Genomic DNA, 20,752 nt, shown 5'->3' on the forward strand with positions numbered 1-20,752 from the left:
CTTCGCGGGCAAGCCTCGCTCCTACAGGAATCTTGTTGGCATATCCATTTGCGACATCCCCGCAAATCCGCTTTTGCCCGTGCTTGCCGCTTATAGCTTGCCGCTTACCGCTGCGTTTATCCAAACGCGCCATCCTTGTAGGGCAATCCCTACCCCCAACCTTCCATCCGGCTGAGGCGATTCTCTCCTGCGCCCCGATTTGCGTGGTCTCCAGCGTCCACTAGGCTTAGTTCACAAGCAGTCATCACTAACAAAGGTGTGGGTATGAGCCAGGTCGATTCAAGTACAGGGGCCAATGACATTCTGGTCAGCTTTCGTGGAGTGCAAAAAAGCTACGACGGCGAAAACCTGATCGTCAAAGACCTCAACCTGGAGATTCGCAAAGGCGAATTCCTCACCTTGCTCGGGCCGTCCGGTTCCGGCAAGACCACCAGCCTGATGATGCTCGCCGGTTTTGAAACGCCGACCGCTGGCGAAATCCAGTTGGCCGGGCGCTCGATCAACAACGTGCCGCCGCACAAACGCGACATCGGCATGGTGTTCCAGAACTACGCTTTGTTTCCGCACATGACCGTCGCCGAAAACCTCGCTTTCCCCTTGAGCGTGCGCGGTTTGAACAAGAGCGATGTCAGCGACAAAGTCAAAAAAGTCCTGAGCATGGTTCAGCTCGATGCGTTTGCCCAACGTTACCCGGCGCAATTGTCCGGTGGTCAGCAGCAACGTGTAGCGCTGGCCCGCGCCTTGGTGTTCGAGCCGCAACTGGTGTTGATGGACGAACCGCTCGGCGCCCTCGACAAGCAACTGCGCGAACACATGCAGATGGAAATCAAACACCTGCACCAACGCCTCGGCGTGACCGTGGTTTACGTCACCCACGATCAGGGCGAAGCGCTGACCATGTCCGACCGCGTGGCGGTGTTCCATCAGGGCGAAATCCAGCAGATCGCCGCGCCGCGTTCGCTCTACGAAGAACCGAAAAACACTTTCGTCGCCAACTTCATCGGCGAAAACAATCGTCTCAATGGCCGCTTGCACAGCCACACCGGCGACCGTTGCGTGGTCGAGTTGGCGCGCGGGGAGAAGGTTGAAGCGCTGGCGGTGAATGTCGGCAAGACCGGCGAACCCGTCACTTTGTCGATTCGCCCGGAACGCGTAAGCCTCAATGGCTCCAGCGAATCGTGCGTCAACCGCTTCTCAGGGCGGGTGGCGGAATTCATCTACCTGGGCGACCACGTGCGGGTGCGCCTGGAAGTCTGCGGCAAGACCGATTTTTTTGTGAAACAACCGATTGCCGAGCTCGATCCATCGCTCGCGGTCGGCGACGTGGTACCGCTTGGCTGGCAAGTCGAACACGTTCGCGCGCTCGACCCACTTCTAGAGGCGCATTGATCGCCCCCTGCTACACCAACCCTGCACGTGGAGAACAATATAAATGTTGAAATCCCTGAAATTCACAGCCCTGGTAATGGGCATGATCGGTGCGGCACACGCGATGGCGGCGGGCCCGGACCTGACCGTGGTGTCCTTTGGCGGGGCGAACAAGGCTGCGCAGGTCAAAGCCTTCTATGCGCCGTGGGAAGCGGCGGGCAACGGCAAGATCGTCGCTGGCGAGTACAACGGCGAGATGGCCAAGGTCAAAGCCATGGTCGACACCAAAAGCGTGTCGTGGGACTTGGTAGAAGTTGAATCGCCAGAGCTGTCGCGCGGTTGCGACGAAGACATGTTTGAGCAGCTCGACCCGGCGCTGTTCGGCAAGGCCGACGACTACGTCAAAGGCGCGATCCAGCCGTGCGGCGTCGGTTTCTTCGTGTGGTCGACGGTGTTGGCCTACAACGCCGACAAACTGAAAACCGCGCCGACCAGTTGGGTGGATTTCTGGGACACCAAGACCTTCCCGGGCAAGCGCGGCTTGCGCAAGGGCGCCAAGTACACCCTGGAATTCGCCTTGATGGCCGACGGCGTCGCGCCGAAAGACGTCTACAAAGTGCTGGCCGGCAAGGATGGCCAGGACCGCGCGTTCAAGAAACTCGATGAACTCAAGCCAAGCATTCAATGGTGGGAGGCCGGCGCACAACCGCCGCAATACCTCGCTTCCGGCGACGTGGTCATGAGCTCGGCGTACAACGGCCGGATCGCGGCGGTACAGAAAGAAAGCAATCTGAAAGTGGTGTGGAACGGCGGGATCTACGACTTCGACGCGTGGGCGATTCCAAAAGGCCTGGATAAAACCCGTGCCGAAGCGGCGAAGAAATTCATCGCGTTCTCGGTGGCGCCGCAGCAGCAGAAGACCTATTCGGAAAACATCGCTTACGGCCCGGCCAACACCCAAGCCGTCCCGTTGCTGAACAAAGACGTGCTGAAAGACATGCCGACCACCCCGGAAAACATCGCCAACCAGGTGCAGATCGACGTCAGCTTCTGGGCTGACAACGGCGAGCAACTGGAGCAGCGCTTCAATTCCTGGGCTGCTAAATAAGCCCACTCTGTGGGCTTATCCACTCCTGTAGGAGCAAGGCTTGCCCGCGATGACGGTGTGTCAGTCGACATTTAATGTTGAATGTGCCGACGCTTTCGCGGGCAAGCCATGCTCCTACAGGGGCGATGTGTCGCTAACAAGAACAGAGGTGACCTGCTTTATTGGGGGGCACCCTCTGTAACGATCAAAGATTTCCGGAGTACGCCATGGCTATCGCCGTTCCCGTGACCGCGGGCACTGACCCCACCTTGAAGCAGCGGCTCAGGCACGCCGAGCGGATCAATCGCTGGAAGGCTCAGGCCTTGATTGCGCCGCTGGTGCTGTTTCTGTTGCTGGTGTTCCTGGTGCCGATTGCGGCGCTGCTCTACAAAAGTGTCGGCAACCCTGAAGTGGTCGGCGGCATGCCGCGCACCGTCAGCGCCATTGCCGGTTGGGACGGTCGCGGCTTGCCCGCCGAGCCGGTCTACAAAGCCGCCAGCGAAGACCTCGCCGAAGCACGAAAAAACCAGACCTTGGGCGACCTGTCCAAGCGCTTGAACATGGAACTGGCCGGCTACCGCAGCCTGCTGACCAAAACCGCCCGCGCCTTGCCGTTCGCCAGCGAGCCGGCCTCTTATAAAGAAGCGCTGGAAGCACTCGACGAACGCTGGGGCGATCCGGCGTATTGGCAAGCCGTGCGCCGCAACACCAGCAGCATCACCCCGTACTACTTGCTGGCGGCGGTCGATCACCGCATCGACGACCTCGGCGAAGTGGCCCCGGCGACGCCCGATCAAGCGATCTACCTCGACATCTTCGCCCGCACATTCTGGATGGGCCTGGTGATCACCGTGATCTGCCTGGTGCTGGCCTACCCGTTGGCCTATCTGCTGGCGAACTTGCCTTCGCGGCAAAGCAACCTGCTGATGATTCTGGTGCTGCTGCCGTTCTGGACCTCGATTCTGGTGCGCGTCGCCGCGTGGATCGTCTTGCTGCAATCTGGCGGATTGATCAACAGCGGCCTGATGGCCATGGGCATCATCGATAAACCACTGGAACTGGTGTTCAACCGCACCGGCGTCTACATCTCGATGGTGCACATCCTGCTGCCGTTCATGATTCTGCCGATCTACAGCGTGATGAAAGGCATCTCGCCAACCTACATGCGCGCCGCAATCTCCCTCGGCTGCCACCCGTTCGCTAGTTTCTGGCGGGTGTATTTCCCGCAGACTTACGCCGGTGTCGGCGCCGGTTGCCTGTTGGTGTTCATCCTCGCGATCGGCTACTACATCACCCCGGCGTTGCTCGGCAGCCCGAACGATCAGATGGTCAGCTACTTCGTCGCGTTCTACACCAACACCAGCATCAACTGGGGCATGGCGACAGCGCTCGGCGGCCTGCTGCTGTTGGCGACCGTGGTGCTTTATCTGATTTACAGCTGGCTGGTGGGCGCCAGTCGCCTGCGCCTGAGCTAAGGGGAGAACGAAATGCTGAGTCCTTATATGTCGCCCATTGAGCGGGTGTGGTTCTACAGTTTGCGGATTCTCTGCGGCTTGATCCTGCTGTTCCTGATTCTGCCGGTGCTGGTGATTATTCCGCTGTCGTTCAACTCGGGGAGTTTCCTCGTGTATCCGCTGCAAGGCTTTTCGCTGCAGTGGTATCACGACTTTTTCGCCTCGGCGGAATGGATGCGCGCGCTGAAGAACAGCATCATCGTCGCCCCGGCGGCAACGGTGCTGGCGATGATTTTCGGCACGCTGGCGGCGATTGGCCTGACGCGTGGCGACTTCCCCGGCAAGGCGCTGGTGATGGCGCTGGTGATTTCGCCGATGGTGGTGCCGGTGGTGATCATTGGTGTGGCGAGTTATCTGTTTTTTGCGCCGCTGGGCTTGGGCAACAGCTTCTTCTCGCTGATCGTGGTGCACGCGGTGTTGGGCGTGCCGTTTGTGATCATTACGGTGTCGGCGACGTTGCAGGGGTTCAACCATAACCTGGTGCGCGCGGCGGCTAGCCTCGGGGCTTCGCCGCTGACGGCGTTTCGTCGGGTGACCTTGCCGTTGATCGCGCCGGGGGTGATCTCCGGCGCGTTGTTCGCCTTCGCGACCTCGTTCGATGAGGTAGTGGTGACGCTGTTCCTCGCCGGGCCGGAGCAGGCCACCTTGCCCCGGCAGATGTTCAGCGGCATCCGCGAAAACCTCAGCCCGACCATTGCGGCGGCGGCGACGTTATTGATCGCCTTCTCGGTGATCCTGCTGCTGACCCTGGAATGGCTGCGCGGGCGCAGCGAAAAACTGCGCACCGCGCAGGTCTGAAAAATGTGGGAACGATCGAAAACTCGCCGGAACCTGTAGGAGCGAGGCTTGCCCGCGAAGACGGCGTGTCAGTCAACATAGATGTTTGATGTGCTGACGCCTTCGCGGGCAAGCCTCGCTCCTACAGTTTTAATTGCACCTCAATCATTCGCGCCGTGAATAACAGACAAACCCCAATCCCCAGCTACTATTGTGCGCAGCTTCCCCAACGATAAGAGGCTGCGCAGATGAGTCTTTCCTCTTTCAAAATCGCCCACAAACTGATCACCGGCGCGGCTGCCATCGAGCAACTGGCGGCCGAGCTGACACGTCTCGACATCGATAACCCGCTGATCGTCACCGACGCCGCGCTGGTCAAGTCCGGCACGGTCGAGCTGGCGCTGGCGCAGTTGGGTGATCGCCCTTACGAAATTTTCGACCGCGTATTGCCCGACCCGGAAATCGCCATCGTCGAAGACTGCATGCGCGTTTACCGCGAGGGCGGGCATGACGGCTTGATCGGCCTCGGCGGCGGCAGCGCCATCGACATCGCCAAGAGTGTTGCGGCGTATGCCGGTTACCACGGTGCGCTGGAAGATCTGTTCGGCGTCGATCAAGTGCCGCGCAAAGGCCCGCCGCTGATCGCCATCCCCACCACCGCCGGCACCGGTTCCGAAGTCACCAACGTGGCGATCCTCTCCGACAAAGTCGCGCAGTTGAAGAAAGGCATCGTCAGCGACTATCTACTACCGGACGTGGCGCTGGTCAGCCCGCAAATGACCCTGACCTGCCCGCGCAGTGTCACCGCCGCGAGTGGCGTCGATGCGTTGGTGCATGCCGTCGAATCGTATTTGTCGCTGAATGCCTCGGCGATTACCGATGCCTTGGCGATTGGCGCGATCAAGTTGATCACCCAGGCGCTGCCCAAGGCCTACGCCAACCCGAACAACCTGCAAGCGCGTGAAGACATGGCCACCGCCAGCCTGATGGCCGGCATGGCGTTCGGCAATGCCGGGGTCGGCGCGGTGCATGCGCTGGCCTATCCGCTGGGCGGGCGCTACAACATTGCGCACGGCGTCAGCAATGCTCTGTTGCTGCCGTATGTCATGACCTGGAACAAACTCGCCTGCGTCGAGCGCATGCAAGATATTGCCGAAGCCATGGGCGTCAAGACGGCGCACCTGAGCGCGACCGATGCGGCAGACCAAGCCGTGGAAGCGATGACGGCGTTGTGCGCGGCGGTGGAAATCCCCCAAGGCTTGCGCAGCTTCGGCGTGCCCGAAGACGCGATCCCGGCCATGGCCGTCGAAGCCGCAGGCATCGAGCGCCTGATGCGCAACAATCCGCGCAAGCTGAGCGCCGTCGATATCGAGAAGATTTACCGAGCGGCCTACTAGATCGGGTCAATCATCGCGGCCACGGTGCGCGCGTCAAAGCATGAGGTATACAATGCGCGCCATCGTGATTCTGCTCAAAAAAGGTGCGTCATGCAGCCCTTCGTAATTGCTCCTTCGATTCTCTCCGCCGACTTCGCCCGCCTCGGCGAAGAAGTGGACAACGTCCTGGCCGCTGGCGCCGACTTCGTGCACTTCGACGTCATGGACAACCACTACGTGCCCAACCTGACCATCGGCCCGATGGTCTGCGCGGCATTGCGCAAGTACGGCGTGACCGCGCCGATCGACGCGCACTTGATGGTCAGCCCGGTGGATCGCATCGTCGGCGACTTCATCGAGGCCGGCGCGACGTACATCACCTTCCACCCGGAAGCCACGCAACATGTCGATCGTTCGCTGCAACTGATCCGCGAGGGCGGCTGCAAGGCTGGCCTGGTGTTCAACCCGGCGACCCCGCTGAGCGTGCTCGAATACGTCATGGACAAGGTCGACATGATCTTGCTGATGAGCGTCAACCCAGGCTTCGGCGGCCAGAAGTTCATCCCCGGCACCCTCGACAAACTGCGTCAGGCGCGGGCGCTGATCGATGCTTCGGGCCGCGACATTCGCCTGGAAATCGACGGCGGGGTCAACGTCAACAACATCCGTGAAATCGCCGCTGCGGGCGCTGACACCTTTGTCGCCGGCTCGGCGATCTTCAATGCGCCGAACTATCAGGAAGTGATCGAGAAGATGCGTTCCGAACTGGCGCTGGCTCGTCCATGAGTGGCTTTGAGCAGCTGTTCCCGGGGCGTCTGCCGCGACTGGTGATGTTCGATCTGGATGGCACGCTGATCGATTCGGTCCCCGACCTCGCGGTTGCCGTGGATAACATGCTGCTCAAACTCGGCCGCGAACCGGCCGGTCTCGAGTCGGTGCGCCAATGGGTCGGCAACGGTGCGCCGGTGTTGGTGCGCCGGGCGCTGGCCGGTGGCATCGAGCATTCGGCGGTCGATGATGGCGAGGCGGAGGGCGCGCTGGAGATTTTCATGCAGGCTTATAGCGAAAGCCATGAGCTGACCGTGGTCTATCCCGGCGTGCGCGACACCCTGAAATGGCTGCACAAGCAAGGCGTCGAGATGGCGCTGATCACCAACAAACCGGAACGCTTTGTCGCGCCGTTGCTGGACCAGATGAAGATCGGTCGTTACTTCAAATGGATCATCGGCGGCGACACCCTGCCGCAGAAAAAACCTGACCCGGCCGCGCTGTTCTTCGTGATGAAAATGGCCAACATCCCCGCGTCGCAATCGTTGTTTGTCGGCGATTCGCGTAGCGATGTGCTGGCGGCGAAAGCGGCGGGGGTCAAGTGCGTGGCGCTGAGCTACGGCTACAACCACGGCCGGCCGATTGCCGAAGAGTCGCCGGCGCTGGTGATCGACGATCTGCGCAAGCTAATTCCCGGTTGCCTGGATCTGGCGGCTGGGATAACGTTGCCCGACGCCGATCAACCCCCTTCTGGAAACGCCATCGTGGTGGTCACTCGCAAACTCTGGATGAAAGTCATCAAGGCCCTGGCCCGCTGGCGTTGGCGCGCCTGACTTGTTCCTGGCCGGTATCCCGGCGCGTTTGCATACCTGACCGTCAGACCCTCAAGCCACGAGGCTACCCCATGATCCGCGAAGAATTCCTGCGTTTGGCCGCTGCCGGCTATAACCGTATCCCGATGGCCTGCGAAACCCTGGCCGACTTCGACACGCCGCTGTCGATCTACCTGAAACTGGCCGACGAGCCGAATTCCTATCTGCTGGAATCGGTGCAGGGCGGCGAAAAGTGGGGCCGTTATTCGATCATCGGCCTGCCGTGCCGCACGGTGTTGCGAGTCCACGATCACCGGATCAGCGTGACCCACGACGGCGTCGAGATCGAAAGCCTTGAGGCGGAAGATCCGCTGGCCTTCGTCGAAGAATTCAAAGCCCGTTACAACGTGCCGACCATCCCCGGCCTGCCGCGCTTCAATGGCGGTCTGGTGGGTTACTTCGGTTACGACTGCGTGCGTTACGTGGAAAAGCGTTTGGGTAAGTGCCCGAACCCGGACCCGCTGGGCGTGCCGGACATTCTGTTGATGGTTTCCGACGCAGTCGTGGTGTTCGACAACCTGGCCGGCAAGATGCACGCGATCGTTCTGGCTGATCCTGCGCAAGCCGATGCTTTCGAACAAGGTCAGGCACGCCTGGAGGAACTGCTGGAGAAACTGCGCCAGCCGATCACTCCGCGTCGCGGTCTGGACTTCAGCAAACAACAGTCGGCTGATCCGGTGTTCCGCTCGAGTTTCACCCAGGACGACTACGAAAAAGCCGTCGACACGATCAAGGAATACATTCTGGCCGGCGACTGCATGCAGGTTGTGCCGTCGCAGCGCATGTCGATCGACTTCAAGGCTGCGCCGATTGATCTGTACCGCGCGCTGCGTTGCTTCAACCCGACGCCTTATATGTACTTCTTCAACTTCGGTGACTTCCACGTCGTCGGCAGTTCGCCGGAAGTGCTGGTGCGGGTCGAAGACAATCTGATCACCGTGCGCCCAATTGCCGGCACCCGCCCACGCGGGGCCAACGAAGAGGCGGATGTCGCGCTGGAAAAGGACTTGCTGTCCGACGACAAGGAAATCGCCGAGCACTTGATGCTGATCGACCTTGGTCGCAACGACACCGGTCGCGTGTCGGAGATCGGTTCAGTGAAGCTCACCGAGAAGATGGTCATCGAGCGTTATTCCAACGTGATGCACATTGTTTCCAACGTCACCGGGCAACTGAAGGCCGGGCTGACGGCGATGGACGCGCTGCGGGCGATTCTGCCGGCGGGCACGTTGTCCGGCGCGCCGAAGATTCGCGCGATGGAAATCATCGACGAGCTGGAGCCGGTCAAGCGTGGCGTGTATGGCGGGGCGGTGGGTTATTTCGCGTGGAACGGCAACATGGACACCGCGATTGCGATCCGCACGGCGGTGATCAAGGACGGCGAACTGCACGTGCAGGCCGGTGGCGGCATCGTCGCCGATTCGGTGCCGGCGCTGGAATGGGAAGAAACCCTGAACAAACGCCGCGCGATGTTCCGCGCCGTAGCGTTGGCCGAGCAAACCCCGGACACCTGAGTAAACACCAGACCCTTGTGGGAGCGAGCTTTTGTGGCGAGGGGGCTTGCCCCCGTCGGGTCGCGAAGCGGCCCCCGGCATTCTTCCAGATTTACCGAGTGGTCTGGATTGGCGACTGCTGCGCAGCCGAACGGGGGCAAGCCCCCTCGCCACAACAAGCTAACTCGCCACAACATGTGTGTTGATCAGCCATAAAAAACGCGGCGCCTGTGAGGGTGCCGCGTTTTTTATGCCTGTGATTTAGAAGTCCAGGCTGACCCCAACATTCACCCCTTGCTGAGTAAAGTCATCGTCCTTGCGAATGTCATAACTCGCCCGCAACGCCAAATCCTTCGTCAGGTTATGGCTCACGCCCAGATTCAACCGGTTCAAATTGGACTGCGGGGTGTAACCGGCCAACGTGTAGCGATTGTTCGGCAGGCTGTTGAGGTTCATCGTCACGTCTTGCGCGTCGTCGTTGTACTCACGCTCGTGGGCCAGTTCGCCGAACACCTGGGTTTGCGCAGTGATCTGGTATTTGCCCTGGATGCCCACGCCCAGACGCCGGGAAATGCGTGACTGATCATCGAAAGTCAGCGCCGTCGAGTTGGCGCCGTTCTCCGAGTATCCATCGACTTCAACCTTGGCGAAATCCGCGCTCACGAACGGCGACAAGTGCCACGGGCTGCTCGCCAGCGGCGCGATGTCGTAACCGACGCGACCGCTGATGGCGACCACATAACCGTCGGTATCACCTTTCTCACCACGCTCATTCACGCCCAACTGGAATTTGCGCTTGAGGCTGTCGTAGTCCAGATGCCCGGCGGTCAACGCCGCGTCACCCCACCAGCGATTCTGCTGATATTGCGCGAACGCGGTGCCCAGGTAGGTATTGAGCTTGTAGTCGGAATCGTGATCGCCGGCCTCAAGTTTCTGATTGTAAAAACCCGCCGCCAGACCTACGCGCCAAGCGTCGTTGAGACGGTAGCTGCCACCAATGTTGAGGTTGTAACCATTGCCGTCAGCACTGGCGCCGCTGCGTTGGCTGTCGAAATCCTGATGCTGGCCACCGCCGGCAACAATCGCCCGCCATTGGCCAACGCCTTGCCAGTTTTCCCAATCAGCCAGCCACTGGTTGCGCAGCGCATCCTGATGCGAGCGCAAAGTGCCTTGGGCCATTTCCGGCAACAGCGTCGCCTCCCATGGCGCCGCCAGCAGCGAATAGGCGTAATCGGCGATCAGCCGCTGCCCGGCTTCGGTCGGGTGGACTGCGTCGTTGTAAATCAGCTTGGTCGGATCCGGCGTCAGGCCGTTGATGCCATATTGCGGGTTGGCCAGGCAACCGCTGCCGCTGAAGCACGTCGCGCTGAGGTTTTGGTCAGTGGCCAAACCGAACTGGCCGGGATTGGCGAAGGTCTCTTTGAGCAGCACCGGAATGTTCAGCGGAATGATGTTGGCGTTGACGCTTTGCAACTGGCTGACCAGTTCAGTGTTGAACTGGTTGCTGAGCTGCGAGGTGAACGATTGCAGCGGCGAACCATTGAAGGCCGGGGTGAAACCGATGTCCGGCAGCAGCCAGACCATGATGTAACGCGCGCCGGCCTGTTGCAGGGTTTGTACGCTGCTGACCAGACGATCCGCGGCGGCGCTGGCCTGCGGCAGACTGGTGACCCGGCCCTGGAGGAAATCATTGCCGCCGCCCGACAGGTAATACAGCGCGTTCGGGTCGGCGCGGAAGTTGTTCGACGGCAGGTAACCGGCGCGCGTGCGTTCGCCGGTGGCGGAGGTGCTGGTGATCGAATCGAGAATCTGGTCGGTGCGATAACCGCCGACCGCCCAGTTGTTACCGTCGGCCAGGCCTTGGTTGGCGCGTACTGCGGAGGATGACGAGGCGGTCTGATCCGCCGAGAAACCCAGTTTGCCGCCGAGAATTTGCGTGGAATTGAGCGAGCGCACTTCACCGCTGCCATCCAGATACACCGGGCCAATGCGGTTGGTGTAACGCTGGGTCGAGCCGGCAGGGCCGCCGGTGTCGGCAAACGTCCCGGCGTCGTTCAGGCTGTCGCCGAACACCACAAAGTTCGAATAAGGGGAGGGCGCCGCATACGCTTGGACGCAAGCCATGGCGAGCAGGCAACTGGCGAGCGGTACAAACAACGTCTGTTTGATCATGTGCAAGTCCGTTTATTTATTGTTGTAGTGAACGAAACGACAGTACCAAAAACTTCCGGCCTTTTGCCATCTGTCGTGAAGCGCTGATTTGTTTCGCCAGCCTTGGCGTGTGCCATATTGCACGCTCTGCCCAGCTAAGTTACTGTGCCGAGACGTATGAATGAGACCTTTCCCGTGTTGATCATCAGCAAACTCCTGGATCAAGTCATCAAGGCACACGCCCGCTGGCGTTGGCGCGCCTGAATTCTTTTGCCGGCCTCGCCGGACCTGTACCGCTTCGCCTTCTTTACCTGTTTGAATTGCCGCTTGGCTGGCGCACTCCAGCACCAGACAAAGCGCCGCGCGCTGCGGGCAATCATTCGAAGGCCGTCTTATAAGTCAGTGAATTCAAGAGGTTCTTCGCCATGTTGCTGATGATCGATAACTACGACTCTTTTACTTACAACGTTGTGCAATACCTCGGTGAGCTGGGCTCCCAGGTCAAAGTTGTGCGCAACGATGAGCTCACCATTGCCGAAATCGAAGCCCTCAACCCTGAGCGCATCGTCGTTTCCCCCGGTCCTTGCACGCCGACCGAAGCCGGCATCTCCATCGAAGCGATCAAGCACTTCGCCGGCAAACTGCCGATCCTCGGCGTGTGCCTCGGTCACCAGTCGATCGGCCAAGCCTTTGGCGGCGACGTGGTCCGCGCCCGTCAGGTCATGCACGGTAAGACTAGTCCGGTATTCCACGAGGACAAGGGTGTATTCGCAGGCTTGAATCATCCGCTGACGGTTACGCGTTACCACTCTCTGATCGTCAAGCACGACACTCTGCCCGATTGCCTCGAACTGACTGCCTGGACCCAACTCGAAGACGGTTCGGTCGACGAGATCATGGGCCTGCGCCACAAGACGCTGAACATCGAAGGTGTGCAATTTCACCCGGAATCGATTCTCACCGAGCAGGGCCACGAGCTGTTCGCAAACTTCCTCAAACAAACCGGCGGCACGCGCTAAGGACTTTTCATGAACATCAAGACAGCCCTGAGCCGTATCGTCGATCACCTCGACCTCAGCACCGATGAAATGCGCGATGTGATGCGCGAAATCATGACCGGGCAATGCACCGACGCGCAGGTTGGCGCGTTCATGATGGCCATGCGCATGAAGAGCGAAAGCATCGACGAAATCGTCGGCGCGGTGTCGGTCATGCGTGAGTTGGCGGACAAAGTCGAACTCAAGACCCTCGACGGCGTCGTCGATGTGGTCGGCACCGGCGGTGACGGTGCGAACATTTTCAACGTGTCGACCGCTTCTTCCTTCGTCGTCGCGGCAGCCGGTTGCACGGTGGCCAAGCACGGTAACCGTGCGGTTTCGGGCAAAAGTGGCAGTGCCGATTTGCTCGAAGCGGCCGGGATCTATCTGAACCTGACGCCGGTGCAGGTCGCGCGTTGCATCGATAACGTCGGCATCGGTTTCATGTTTGCCCAGACTCACCACAGCGCGATGAAGTACGCCGCCGGTCCGCGCAAGGACTTGGGCCTGCGCACCCTGTTCAACATGCTCGGCCCGCTTACGAATCCGGCCGGCGTCAAACATCAGGTGGTCGGCGTGTTCAACCCGGCGCTGTGCCGGCCATTGGCCGAAGTCTTGCAGCGCATGGGCAGCAAACATGTGTTGGTGGTGCATTCGAAGGACGGCCTCGACGAATTCAGCCTCGCCGCGCCGACCTTTGTCGCTGAATTGAAGAACGACCAGATCACCGAATATTGGGTCGAACCGGAAGACCTCGGCATGAAGAGCCAGAGCCTGCACGGTCTGTCGGTCGAAAGCCCGGCCGCTTCACTGGAATTGATCCGCGATGCCTTGGGTAAACGCAAGACCGAGAACGGCCAGAAAGCCGCCGAGATGATTGTGCTCAATGCCGGTGCCGCGCTGTATGCCGCGGACCACGCGAGCAGTTTGAAAGAGGGCGTTGCCCTGGCGCACGACGCGCTGCACACCGGCCTCGCTCGGGAGAAACTCGAGGAGCTGGGTGCGTTTACCGCGGTATTTCGAGTGGAGAATGAGGGATGAGTGTACCGACGGTTCTGGAAAACATTCTGGCCCGCAAGGTCCAGGAAGTTGCCGAGCGTAGCGCCCGTGTCAGCCTGGCCGAGTTGGAAAACCTGGCCAGGGCTGCCGATGCCCCGCGTGGTTTCGCCCAGGCGCTGATCGCTCAAGCCAAGCTCAAGCAGCCGGCGGTGATTGCCGAAATCAAGAAAGCCTCGCCGAGCAAAGGGGTGATCCGCGAGAACTTCGTGCCCGCCGACCTCGCCAAAAGCTACGAGAAGGGCGGCGCGACGTGCCTGTCGGTGCTCACCGATATCGATTACTTCCAGGGCGCCGACGCCTACCTGCAACAGGCTCGCGCGGCGTGCAAACTGCCGGTGATCCGCAAAGACTTCATGATCGATCCGTACCAGATCATCGAGTCCCGTGCGCTCGGCGCTGATTGCGTGCTGTTGATCGTCTCCGCACTCGACGACGTGAAAATGGCCGAGCTGGCCGCCGTGGCGAAAAGTGTCGGCCTCGATGTGTTGGTGGAAGTGCACGATGGCGACGAACTGGAGCGCGCGTTGAAAACCCTCGACACGCCGTTGGTGGGCGTGAACAACCGCAACCTCCACACCTTCGACGTCAACCTCGAAACCACCCTCGACCTGTTGCCGCGCATTCCGCGTGACCGTTTGGTGATTACCGAGAGCGGGATTTTCAACCGCGCCGATGTCGAGCTGATGGAAATCAGCGACGTGTATGCGTTCCTGGTCGGCGAAGCGTTCATGCGCGCCGAAAGCCCGGGCACCGAACTGCAGCGTTTGTTCTTCCCGGAACGCGGCAGTGTGGTGAGTGGTTCGACGCTCGACTGATAACAGCATCGCGAGCAAGCTCGCTCCTACAGGGGATCTTCGTTGAACATGCGATCCAGTGTGGGAGCGAGCTTGCTCGCGATGACGGCATAAGACGCACCCTAGACTTAACGTCCGACGGAATACCTTATGACCCTGATTACCTCGCTGACCATCGAAGCCGGCCTGCAAGCCGAACAGGATCTGCTCGCCTCGGTGTGCGCTGGCGACTCGGATTTTGCTCTGCTGTTCTGGCAACCCAGCGACCGCGCACTGGTTATGCCGCGTCGCTTGAGCCGTTTGCCGCTGTTCGAATCTGCGTGTGAAGTATCAGCCGCCGCCGGTTGGCCAGTGCTACTGCGCGAAACCGGTGGTGAACCCGTTCCGCAATCGGCCGCCACCGTCAACATCGCCCTGGTCTACGCGGCGCCGCGCAGCGAAGGCGATCAAAACCGCATCGAAACTGCCTACCGAAGACTCTGCGATCCGATTTGTCAGTTGCTGGATGAGTTGGGCGGCGTCGCGTCGCTGGGCGAAATCGAAGGCGCATTCTGCGATGGCCGATTCAACGTCAATCTTGATCGGCGCAAGATGGTCGGCACCGCTCAGCGCTGGCGCCAGAGCAAGGGCGGAACGCGGCCGGTCGGTTTGGTGCACGGGGCTTTGTTGCTGGATAACGAACGGGACTCGATGGTGGCGGCGGTCAATCGCTTCAATCAAGCCTGCGGCCTCGAGCAGCGGGTGCGCGCCGAAAGCCACATTGCGCTGCATGAGAAGTTCGCCGCGCCGGATGCGCTGGAGCGTCTCGACGCGTTGTATCGCCACTTGCTGGCGCAGATGTTCGGCGCTTAACGCGTGCCGAAGACCACCATGGTCTTGCCTTTGACATCCACCAGGTTGCGTTCCTCAAGATCCTTGAGCACGCGACCGACCATCTCGCGTGAACACCCGACAATCCGCCCGATTTCCTGACGCGTGACTTTGATCTGCATGCCGTCCGGGTGAGTCATGGCGTCCGGTTGCTTGCACAATTCCAGCAGGCAACGGGCGACACGTCCGGTGACGTCGAAGAACGCCAAGTCGCCGACCTTGCGCGTGGTGTTGCGCAGGCGTTGTGCGATTTGTCCGCTAAGCACGTAAAGAATGTCCGGATCTATCAGGGACAGTTCGCGAAACTTGGCGTAGCTGATTTCCGCAACTTCGCATTCAACCTTGGCGCGCACCCAGGCGCTGCGTTGCTGTTCCAGGCCAGCCTGTTCGAACAAACCCAACTCACCGAAAAAGTCCCCGGCGTTCAGGTACGAGATGATCATCTCGCGCCCGTCGTCGTCCTCGATCAGGATGGTGACCGAGCCCTTGATGATGAAGAACAGGCTTTCAGAGCGGTCGCCAGCGCAGATGATGTTGCTCTTGGCCGCGTAACGACGGCGCTGGCAATGCATCAACAGTTTGTCGAGGTTCTTGATTTTGGGTGTGGGGGTAATAGCAACCATGGTTGTATCCCGAAAAGACTGCACGGTGTTTTAGTGTTTTTGTGGGAGCGGGCGAAGCCTGCGATTTTTTCATTCGCTTGATAGCTGGCTATGCGCCAGTGAATTGGCGCCAGCTTAACAGACACATTCGCTCATGATTCGAGAATTTGCCTACAAGCTCGGCACATCGGTCCGAGGACGCGCGAGCGCTGTGCGGGCGGGGCCCTGTGCTAAGCTGGCGACCCTTTTTTATACAGTGGAGTCTTGGCGATGAAGGCACGCATCCAATGGGCTGGCGAAGCCATGTTCCTCGGCGAATCCGGCAGTGGTCACGTGGTAGTCATGGATGGCCCGCCCGACGCCGGCGGCCGCAATCTGGGTGTACGCCCGATGGAAATGCTCCTGCTGGGTGTCGGCGGTTGCAGCAATTTCGATGTGGTCAGCATTCTCAAGAAATCCCGTCAGGCGGTCGAGAGCTGCGAAGCCTTCCTCGAAGCCGAGCGCGCGAGCGAAGACCCGAAGGTGTTCACCAAGATTCACATGCACTTCGTGGTCAAGGGCCGTGGCTTGAAAGAAGCCCAGGTCAAACGGGCCATTGAACTCTCCGCCGAGAAATATTGCTCGGCCTCGATCATGCTCGGCGCGGCTGGCGTGGCCATTACGCACGACTACGAAATCATCGAACTGGGTTGAATCGACATTCAACTATCATAAAAGCAGTGCAGACTCTGGCGATCCCCAGCTGACGTCTGCATAATGCGCCACTTTTTTCAGGGTCGTGGCCCGTCACTCCGACAGGTCCCGCACCCGAACAGACAACCAAAATCGCCATCGCGAAGAGGTGTTAACCGTCCTACGCAGGTGCGTTGTTCGCATCTGACGGGCATGCTTGATCACGCGGCCGGGCCGCAATACATAGAGAGTTTTTAACGGTGAAAAGCAAACTCAAGCTCCACGGGTTCAATAACCTGACAAAGACCTTGAGCTTCAACATCTATGACATCTGCTACGCGGAAACTCCGCAAGACCAGCAGGCTTACGTCGAGTACATCAATGAAGAGTACAACGCGAAACGCCTGACGCAGATCCTCACGGAAGTTGTCGATATCATTGGTGCCAACATCCTGAACATTGCCAGTCAGGACTATGATCCACAGGGCGCCAGCGTCACGATTCTGATCTCTGAAGAGCCGGTCACGCCGACCGACAGCCAGATCGAAGAGTCTCCGGGCCCGCTGCCGGAAATTATCCTGGCCCACCTCGACAAGAGCCACATCACGGTGCACACCTATCCGGAAATCCATCCGGTGGACGGTATTGCAACATTCCGTGTGGACATTGACGTGTCGACCTGCGGCGTCATTTCACCGCTTAAAGCGCTCAACTTCCTGATTCACCAGTTCGATTCGGACATCGTGACCGTGGATTACCGCGTGCGCGGTTTCACCCGTGACGTTGAAGGCAAAAAGCACTTCATCGATCACGAGATCAACTCGATCCAGAACTACCTTTCCGAAGACACCCGCGACAGTTACCAGATGACTGACGTGAACGTGTACCAGGAAAACCTGTTCCACACCAAAATGCTGTTGAAGAACTTCGAACTGGACGATTACCTGTTCGGCGACGCGACCAACAGCCTGTCATCCGAGCAACGCGCCCAGGTGACCGACCGTGTGAAACACGAAATGCTGGAAATCTTCTACGCGCGCAATATGCCGACTTAAGATTTTCGAGCACAAAAAAAGGCGACTACCTCACGGCAGTCGCCTTTTTTTATGGCTTGTGGGAGCAAAGCCCGGCGGTCAGATCCGGTAGGTGCTCTTGGTCATCACCTTGGCCAACAAGCTCATCCCGAACTTCACCGGTGCCGGGAAGCGAAAACCGCCGGCATCCAGCGCGCTTTCCGCGTGGTGTTCTTCATCGATGCGCATCTGCTCGAGAATCGCCCGGGACTTTTCATCCTCGGCCGGCAGTTGCTCCAGATGTTCATTCAAGTGCTTGCACACTTGATGCTCGGTCGCCGCGACAAATCCAAGGCTGACTTTATCGCTGATCAACCCGGCAACGGCGCCGATGCCGAACGACATGCCATAAAACAGTGGATTGAGAATGCTGGTGTGGCTGCCCAACTGGTGAATGCGTTGTTCGCACCACACCAGATGATCGATTTCTTCTTCAGCGGCATGTTCCATGGCGGCGCGCACTTGCGGCAGCTTGGCGGTCAGGGCCTGGCCCTGATACAGCGCCTGGGCGCAGACTTCGCCGGTATGGTTGATGCGCATCAGGCCGGCAACGTGCCGGGTGTCTTCGTCGCTCATTTGCACTTCGGGCTTCACGATGGCGGGCGACGGGCGATAGGGCTGGCCACTGAAGGGCAGCAAAGTGCGCATCGCGGCATCGGCTTGCAGCAGAAGACGATCAATTGGCGAGTAGTGACGCTGGGTAGTCATGCTGACCTCCGGTGGAATCTCGGCGGCCAGTTTAACTGAATCGGCCGGGTAAGGATTGCGCTGGGTCATTTGTGGCAATCACCACGAACCTGTAGGAGCGAGGCTTGCCCGCGAATAGCCTCATGCGGTCATTTGGATCGACCGCGTGATCGTTCTTCGCGGGCAAGCCTCGCTCCTACAGATGGCAGGGCGGTGAATCAGCCCGGTGGCCAGGTCATCTGGCGCTGTCCCAGCACGTGCATATGAATGTGATAGACCGTCTGCCCACCAAGTTCATTGCAATTCATGACCACGCGGAAGCCTTCTTCGCAGCCCAGTTCCAGTGCCAGGCGTTGGGCGGTGAACAGGATGTGCCCAGCCAGCGCCTTGTCGTCTTCGGTCAGGTCATTGAGGGTGCGCACCGGTTTTTTCGGGATGACCAGAAAATGCACCGGGGCCTGTGGGGCGATGTCGTGGAAGGCCAGAACCTGGTCGTCCTCGTAGATGATCTTGGCCGGGATTTCCCGGTTGATGATCTTGGTGAACAGAGTATCCACAGCTGTTTTCTCCGTTGTTTGGGCTGGCCCGAGTGTAACCATGGGGTCGACCGGAGCCCAGCCTTTTACCTGTTTGAGCTTCAGCGCGGGCAATGGGCCTTGTTGACCATGCCGGCGATGGTCCGGGTCAGCCACCGTGAGCCGAAGCGCGGCAGGCAGGTGATCCAGCGATTACGCCGGCCCGGAATAATGATCGCGCGGTTCTTTTCCAGTGCGCGAACGGTATACAGCGCCACTTCTTCCGGGCTCATCAGCGCTCGACTGTTGTTGACCTTGGCCGTGTCCAGTTGCGCCGTGCGAAAAAACGCCGTACGCGTCGGGCCTGGGCACAACACCGAAACCTTGACCGCGCATTTCTTCAGCTCGACGCGCAAGCCTTCGGAAAAATGCAGCACGTAAGCCTTGCTCGCGTAGTAGGTGCTCATCCACGGGCCGGGCTGGAACGCGGCCACCGAGGCGACATTCAGAATCTGCCCGCCGCCCTGCAACGCCATGCTGTTGCCAATCGCGTGGCACAGGCGCGTGAGCGCGAGGATGTTGACTTCGATCAGGTCCTGCTCGGTCATCCAGTCCTGCGCCAGAAACGGTCCGCAGGTGCCGATGCCGGCGCAGTTGACCAGCAGATCAATCTGCCGATCACCTTCTTCCAGTTCCAGCAAAAACCCGGAGAGCCGTAACGGTTCGCCGAGGTCACAGGCGCGGAACAACACTTCCACGCCAAAACGCTGAGTCAGTTCAATCGCAATACTTTCCAGCTGATCACGTTGTCGGGCCACCAGAATCAGGCTGCGGCCGCGCCGGGCCAGCGCTTCGGCCATCGCCAGGCCGATGCCGCTGGAAGCGCCAGTGATCAGAGCGTAACGGGTCATGCAGTTCTCCATCGCAACAGCTCCGCGCCCGCGACGCAGGTGTCACGGGCGGGGAGCGCTGTTCATTCTTGCGCAGAGTCTACAGGGGGCTGGGCTTCTTCGGCTGCATCCGCTGCGTCGTCGGCGGAATTTGGTGTCTCTTCAGCCTCGTCGGCAGACTCGACTTCGACGTCGTCGGTAATCACCGTGCTGCTGTCGTAGCTGGTCTCGGCAGCCGTTTCGTACTCTTGCTGCAGCGCCGTGATGCCGCCGGCCAGTGCGCCAACGAAGATCAGCGCGATAAATGCCAGCCACAACCAGGCCAGAACCTTGACCACTGTGCTGTTCGGCGGCGGCGGCGGGCCGTACTGGTTGGCCGTGGTGTTGCCGGGAACCACCATGATCACGAACGGGAAGAAGCTGCCCACGAACGGCACGAGGTTGATCAGCCACAACCAGCCCGACCAGCCAATGTCGTGCAAGCGCTGGACGCTGAACTGAATGCTGATGACCGCCAGCACCAGCAGCAGGATAAACAGCAGCAGCCCACCGAGAATCAGCCCGGCAGTCGAGTCCGCGCCAATCAGCGCGATGCCGAAAATCGCCAGAACCGAACCGATGCCCAGCGTTACCAGGGTCAGCGCCATCGTCCATGCGAGGAAACGTACACGACCGATGCGGCCGGTAAAGCTGAAGGGGCGTAGTGTGGCGAATGCCGGCACGGCCTCACCGACGGTGGCCCGTGGTGGCGCATAAGGCGATTCCGGGTCGGCCGGCGCCTTGTGCAGACTGACCGGCGCATGTTCAGGAACATCGGCCAGGTTCAGCTCGATCGCTGGTTCGGCTTCGATGCGCGCGTCGATCCCGGTTTTTCTCAGTGCCTGCAGGTAAGTTTGTGCGTCGAGTTGTGACAAGTCGCGTTTGAGCGCAACCGTGCGCCCAGTGAACAGTCGTTCGATGGCCGCGACTTCACTTTTGAACAGGTCGGCGAGGTTGAGTTTGGCTGTGCTGAGGTCAACGCCCGGCAACAGGGTGCCGTCAAAGACGATCTTGTAACGGTTTTCGCTCATGTCCGGGGCATCCTTGTCGCGCAATTTTGGAAAGTGGGGTGTGGCGGTCGAGCAGTGTACGGCCAGCCGCGAGTGGC

Annotated in this window: 20 protein-coding genes; 14 read left to right on the forward strand and 6 right to left on the reverse strand. The window is 60.0% G+C overall.

Going from position 1 to position 20,752, the window contains the following annotated elements:
* The first annotated feature begins 264 nt into the window (after positions 1-264).
* The 8 genes from BI292_RS17350 (at position 265) to trpE (ending at position 9,276) form a co-directional block, all read left to right on the forward strand.
* Positions 265-1,389: an ABC transporter ATP-binding protein gene (locus tag BI292_RS17350; RefSeq protein WP_092277312.1), complete on the forward strand. Its 1,125-nt coding sequence runs from the start codon at positions 265-267 to the stop codon at positions 1,387-1,389.
* Between the two features lie 43 nt (positions 1,390-1,432).
* Positions 1,433-2,476 (forward strand): ABC transporter substrate-binding protein, encoded by a 1,044-nt coding sequence (locus tag BI292_RS17355; protein WP_092277315.1) that lies wholly within the window; start codon positions 1,433-1,435, stop codon positions 2,474-2,476.
* A 206-nt stretch (positions 2,477-2,682) separates the two neighbouring features.
* Entirely contained in the window at positions 2,683-3,930 is a 1,248-nt protein-coding gene (locus BI292_RS17360) for an ABC transporter permease (RefSeq protein WP_092277318.1), read from the forward strand.
* A 12-nt stretch (positions 3,931-3,942) separates the two neighbouring features.
* Positions 3,943-4,767 carry an ABC transporter permease gene (locus BI292_RS17365; protein ID WP_008084123.1) on the forward strand — a complete coding sequence of 275 codons (825 nt, stop codon included), beginning with the start codon at positions 3,943-3,945 and terminating at the stop codon, positions 4,765-4,767.
* A gap of 227 nt (positions 4,768-4,994) precedes the next feature.
* Complete coding sequence (locus BI292_RS17370; RefSeq protein WP_101208593.1) at positions 4,995-6,143, forward strand: iron-containing alcohol dehydrogenase; 1,149 nt, start codon at positions 4,995-4,997, stop codon at positions 6,141-6,143.
* Positions 6,144-6,233: 90 nt separating this feature from the next.
* On the forward strand, positions 6,234-6,908 hold the full coding sequence (gene rpe / locus BI292_RS17375) for a ribulose-phosphate 3-epimerase (RefSeq protein ID WP_092277324.1): 675 nt from the start codon (positions 6,234-6,236) through the stop codon (positions 6,906-6,908).
* Positions 6,905-7,723 (forward strand): phosphoglycolate phosphatase, encoded by an 819-nt coding sequence (locus BI292_RS17380; protein WP_101208594.1) that lies wholly within the window; start codon positions 6,905-6,907, stop codon positions 7,721-7,723. Before rpe ends, BI292_RS17380 begins: the two co-directional genes overlap by 4 nt.
* Before the next feature lie 71 nt (positions 7,724-7,794).
* The gene (trpE, locus tag BI292_RS17385; protein ID WP_101208595.1) at positions 7,795-9,276 is read left to right on the forward strand and encodes an anthranilate synthase component I; all 1,482 of its coding nucleotides are present in this window, start codon (positions 7,795-7,797) and stop codon (positions 9,274-9,276) included.
* A gap of 240 nt (positions 9,277-9,516) precedes the next feature.
* Here the strand turns inward: trpE and estP are convergent, their stop codons facing one another.
* Positions 9,517-11,427: an esterase EstP gene (estP, locus tag BI292_RS17395; protein ID WP_101208596.1), complete on the reverse strand. Its 1,911-nt coding sequence runs from the start codon at positions 11,425-11,427 to the stop codon at positions 9,517-9,519.
* Positions 11,428-11,831: 404 nt separating this feature from the next.
* Here estP and BI292_RS17400 point away from each other — a divergent pair, with 404 nt between their 5' ends.
* The 4 genes from BI292_RS17400 to BI292_RS17415 all read left to right on the forward strand — a co-directional run bounded on the left by BI292_RS17400 (position 11,832) and on the right by BI292_RS17415 (position 15,148).
* Positions 11,832-12,425 (forward strand): aminodeoxychorismate/anthranilate synthase component II, encoded by a 594-nt coding sequence (locus BI292_RS17400; protein ID WP_092277337.1) that lies wholly within the window; start codon positions 11,832-11,834, stop codon positions 12,423-12,425.
* Between the two features lie 9 nt (positions 12,426-12,434).
* Positions 12,435-13,484 carry an anthranilate phosphoribosyltransferase gene (gene trpD / locus BI292_RS17405; protein WP_092277340.1) on the forward strand — a complete coding sequence of 350 codons (1,050 nt, stop codon included), beginning with the start codon at positions 12,435-12,437 and terminating at the stop codon, positions 13,482-13,484.
* A complete protein-coding gene (trpC, locus tag BI292_RS17410; RefSeq protein WP_092277343.1) occupies positions 13,481-14,317 on the forward strand; it encodes an indole-3-glycerol phosphate synthase TrpC in 837 nt (278 codons plus the stop codon). The genes trpD and trpC overlap by 4 nt, the downstream gene beginning before the upstream one ends.
* Before the next feature lie 129 nt (positions 14,318-14,446).
* Positions 14,447-15,148, forward strand: coding sequence for a lipoate--protein ligase family protein (locus tag BI292_RS17415; protein WP_101208597.1), 702 nt, complete (start codon positions 14,447-14,449; stop codon positions 15,146-15,148).
* On the opposite strand, the gene crp is transcribed toward BI292_RS17415, so the two are convergent.
* Positions 15,145-15,789 carry a cAMP-activated global transcriptional regulator CRP gene (gene crp, locus BI292_RS17420; protein ID WP_092277349.1) on the reverse strand — a complete coding sequence of 215 codons (645 nt, stop codon included), beginning with the start codon at positions 15,787-15,789 and terminating at the stop codon, positions 15,145-15,147. The genes BI292_RS17415 and crp overlap by 4 nt on opposite strands.
* A gap of 249 nt (positions 15,790-16,038) precedes the next feature.
* Between crp and BI292_RS17425 the strand changes: the two genes are divergently transcribed.
* A complete protein-coding gene (locus BI292_RS17425; protein ID WP_092277352.1) occupies positions 16,039-16,461 on the forward strand; it encodes an OsmC family protein in 423 nt (140 codons plus the stop codon).
* 239 nt (positions 16,462-16,700) lie between these two features.
* Positions 16,701-17,495 (forward strand): adenosylmethionine decarboxylase, encoded by a 795-nt coding sequence (speD, locus tag BI292_RS17430; RefSeq protein WP_092277355.1) that lies wholly within the window; start codon positions 16,701-16,703, stop codon positions 17,493-17,495.
* A 78-nt stretch (positions 17,496-17,573) separates the two neighbouring features.
* Here speD and coq7 read toward each other — a convergent pair whose 3' ends face one another.
* The 4 genes from coq7 to BI292_RS17450 form a co-directional block, all read right to left on the reverse strand.
* Positions 17,574-18,221: a 2-polyprenyl-3-methyl-6-methoxy-1,4-benzoquinone monooxygenase gene (coq7, locus tag BI292_RS17435; protein WP_101208598.1), complete on the reverse strand. Its 648-nt coding sequence runs from the start codon at positions 18,219-18,221 to the stop codon at positions 17,574-17,576.
* A gap of 197 nt (positions 18,222-18,418) precedes the next feature.
* Entirely contained in the window at positions 18,419-18,757 is a 339-nt protein-coding gene (locus BI292_RS17440; RefSeq protein WP_092277358.1) for a histidine triad nucleotide-binding protein, read from the reverse strand.
* 80 nt (positions 18,758-18,837) lie between these two features.
* The gene (locus tag BI292_RS17445) at positions 18,838-19,626 is read right to left on the reverse strand and encodes an SDR family oxidoreductase (protein WP_101208599.1); all 789 of its coding nucleotides are present in this window, start codon (positions 19,624-19,626) and stop codon (positions 18,838-18,840) included.
* A gap of 62 nt (positions 19,627-19,688) precedes the next feature.
* Positions 19,689-20,675 carry a DUF805 domain-containing protein gene (locus BI292_RS17450; RefSeq protein ID WP_101208600.1) on the reverse strand — a complete coding sequence of 329 codons (987 nt, stop codon included), beginning with the start codon at positions 20,673-20,675 and terminating at the stop codon, positions 19,689-19,691.
* Between the last annotated feature and the right edge of the window lie 77 nt (positions 20,676-20,752).

The sequence above is a fragment of the Pseudomonas sp. 43NM1 genome, assembly GCF_002836905.1.
Classification (GTDB): domain Bacteria; phylum Pseudomonadota; class Gammaproteobacteria; order Pseudomonadales; family Pseudomonadaceae; genus Aquipseudomonas; species Aquipseudomonas prosekii.